The 2,537-nt window shown below is 43.9% G+C and carries 5 protein-coding genes; 4 read left to right on the top strand and 1 reads right to left on the bottom strand.

All coding sequences use genetic code 11. The features are described 5' to 3' along the window. Window positions 1-49: 49 nt before the first annotated feature. Window positions 50-223, bottom strand: coding sequence for a hypothetical protein (locus J7J01_07005; protein ID MCD6210620.1), 174 nt, complete (start codon window positions 221-223; stop codon window positions 50-52). A 163-nt stretch (window positions 224-386) separates the two neighbouring features. Here J7J01_07005 and J7J01_07000 point away from each other — a divergent pair, with 163 nt between their 5' ends. From J7J01_07000 to J7J01_06985, 4 genes are all read left to right on the top strand, one after another. Then, entirely contained in the window at window positions 387-584 is a 198-nt protein-coding gene (locus J7J01_07000) for a hypothetical protein (GenBank protein MCD6210619.1), read from the top strand. 113 nt (window positions 585-697) lie between these two features. Further along, window positions 698-931, top strand: a complete 234-nt coding sequence (locus J7J01_06995; protein MCD6210618.1) for a hypothetical protein — start codon at window positions 698-700, stop codon at window positions 929-931. Between the two features lie 3 nt (window positions 932-934). Further along, entirely contained in the window at window positions 935-1,708 is a 774-nt protein-coding gene (locus J7J01_06990; GenBank protein ID MCD6210617.1) for a hypothetical protein, read from the top strand. Between the two features lie 47 nt (window positions 1,709-1,755). Next, a partial coding sequence (locus J7J01_06985; GenBank protein ID MCD6210616.1) for a hypothetical protein occupies window positions 1,756-2,537 on the top strand: 782 nt, incomplete at its 3' end.

Raw genomic sequence — 2,537 nt, 5'->3', positions numbered from 1 at the left:
CAGCTTCTCATTATCTTTTAATTCCGATATAAAATCGGAATAGCTCATTTCAAAGTAGATCTGCGATCATAATGACTCTCATTATGTCTATAAACCGCTCTACATCGGGTATTTTCAGCCTGCTTGCGGTTTTCTTTGCTCTTCCAGAACCAATAGCTTCAAGTATGATTTTTGCTATAATCCATTTTGGATTCTCCAAATCCGGTATTAATGGCGATTTCATGTTACTTCATCATTTAATAGTAACATACGAGGTTATATTCAAATTTTTCGCTTTTTGACTCTTCATTTTTGAAATAGATTGTTTTTGTATCTCTCATTAATGTTTTCCATAAATAACATAACTTAAATTTAAAATTGGGTGGTTTCTATAAGTGGGATTGTAGGTGCTTTGGGGAGGGGGTTACGATACCTATCTCACGTGGGGTTTTACTCTACTCGCTTTTGTTGAGCTCGCGGGCGAGAAGACGCTTACTATCTGTCATTCATACGAAGTAGTCTCTGACCCTGTCTCTGACCGAGCCGAGACCGAAAGGTTTATATATGTACCGAAAGGCTTATATATTGTTTTTCTCTATGTTTAAAACACATGTTGGAAACATAAAACATGAAACATTCTTGTGCATGTTTATGTGTAAAAAAGGAGGAGAAAAGCAATGCCTGAGAGAGAAATGAGTATGGAGGAGGTGTAAAAGCGATGCTTACAACTATAACCACGACCACAACAACGACAGCAGTGATTGGCCAGGCAGCGATTTTTAGCGCTTTTGCCGTAGCTGTTTTGATCATACTGCTGATAGCGAAGGAGTTATTGAGCGCGAGCGGAAGTGAGAAAGCGATGTTTTTTAGTAGGATTGTCGCAGCGGCAATTAATCCGCTTATCTTCGTCTTCCTGGCTATTGTTACGGTGAAAGCGATGGGGGTGATATGAGCGATGGTGAAGAAGAGGGCGAAGGTGAGTATGGCTCTGACGACGATGGTGATGGTTATAGCGATACTATGTGCTTCAGAGGCGATAGCGACCAGTTCAGCGTTCAACTTTTCTGTCACCCCTGGAACGAGCACGACTGGTGCGATAACAAACTATGTGTTTGTGGCAGAGAACCCCGCAGGGTATAGCGACACAGTGACGATGACCGGGACTATCCCCGCAGGATACCGCATGGTACCTCCCACTTCAGGATGGCAACAGGTAGGGACCGCAGAGCTTTATAATGGAACCAAGCTAATTGGTAAGGTGACCCTGTATTCAAACAGCAGTGATCCCTCGGGAACGGTAGACGTAGTCGCCACAATTTACTTTGATGGCAATTCCTCAACAACAGGTACAAAAGACGTAGATTATAGTCCGGGTGGTACTACATCTGTGGGTCCGTTGATATTGGATTCTATAGCATTGGAGGGAAGCATAACTCTGCCAACGGATAACGCCCCGGGTACTGTAAATGCTGAGTTATCACTCCCGGTGTGGCTAAAACTGACGAAAGTGGTGATTACAACCGGGGATTTTGTGCAAAACCCACCAACTGAAGGTGATTACAGCTTTATGCTGAGTGTAAATGGTGAACAAACGAGCGAGGAAGTACCAATCACGAGGGGAGCACCACCAACAGCGGTACCTGCACTCACGCCATCAGGAATGCTCGCACTGGTGAGTATCCTAAGTATAGTCATAGCACTCGCAACAAGGGAGGGGAAGAGAAGATAGTAAAATTAAACCCCCTCTCCTATTTTTATACCTTAAGATGCATATAGATGATAAATGATCGTAATAGCAGAAGTAAACAGTACAGTAAAGGATTTTTATTTTTATGGGTGGTTGCTGTACTCGTAGTATTATTCATATTCCTGAGCCTCCAGAGCCCGGTGATGGGGGCGAGTGTAAGTGAGTTGATTATCCCGGGCGAGGTACTGCAGGGGGATACGTTTTCGATAACAGGGAAAGCGGTTCCAAACGAAGAGATATGGATAAATTCATCTTTCGCCTTCTCTCTTCCTGTATCTGTCTCTGGTGATAATAGTAGTAGATATTATCATGAATTCCAGGGTATACACTTCCCCGAAGGCGAAAAAACTTTCTCTTTAACCGTAGAGAACGTGAAGAATCTCAGAATATCCATCTCGCCTATATTGTTTTTTCGAAGCTTTGAATACCCACTGGCTGGTCCTGAAGAAGCATCCAGCGGGGTGGTTTCCATATCATTCGCCTTCCCCTTTACATGGTACGGAATAGTTGTGGATATAGCAGGAGAGAAAGACCTCGCACTGTATGGCGATGCAGCCGAAGATGCAACCACAGTGAATGTAGAGGTGGTGATGTCCAAGAAAGTAATAGCAGACGCGAACGGTGATTTTGGACTTAATATAAGCACAGAGGGAGTTCCAGCTGGAGAATTTGTTATCACCGCAGGAGGAATGGAAAAGACTCTCTGTATTTTATCAACTCCAACTCCTACCTCCACAGCTACTCCATCACCTTCACCTTCACCTACACTCACACCTACACTGGTGCCTACACCTACACCAACACCCACACC

The organism is Methanophagales archaeon (genome assembly GCA_021159465.1).
Taxonomy (GTDB): Archaea; Halobacteriota; Syntropharchaeia; order Alkanophagales; family Methanospirareceae; genus G60ANME1.
This window is presented reverse-complemented; position numbering and strand designations above follow the sequence as displayed.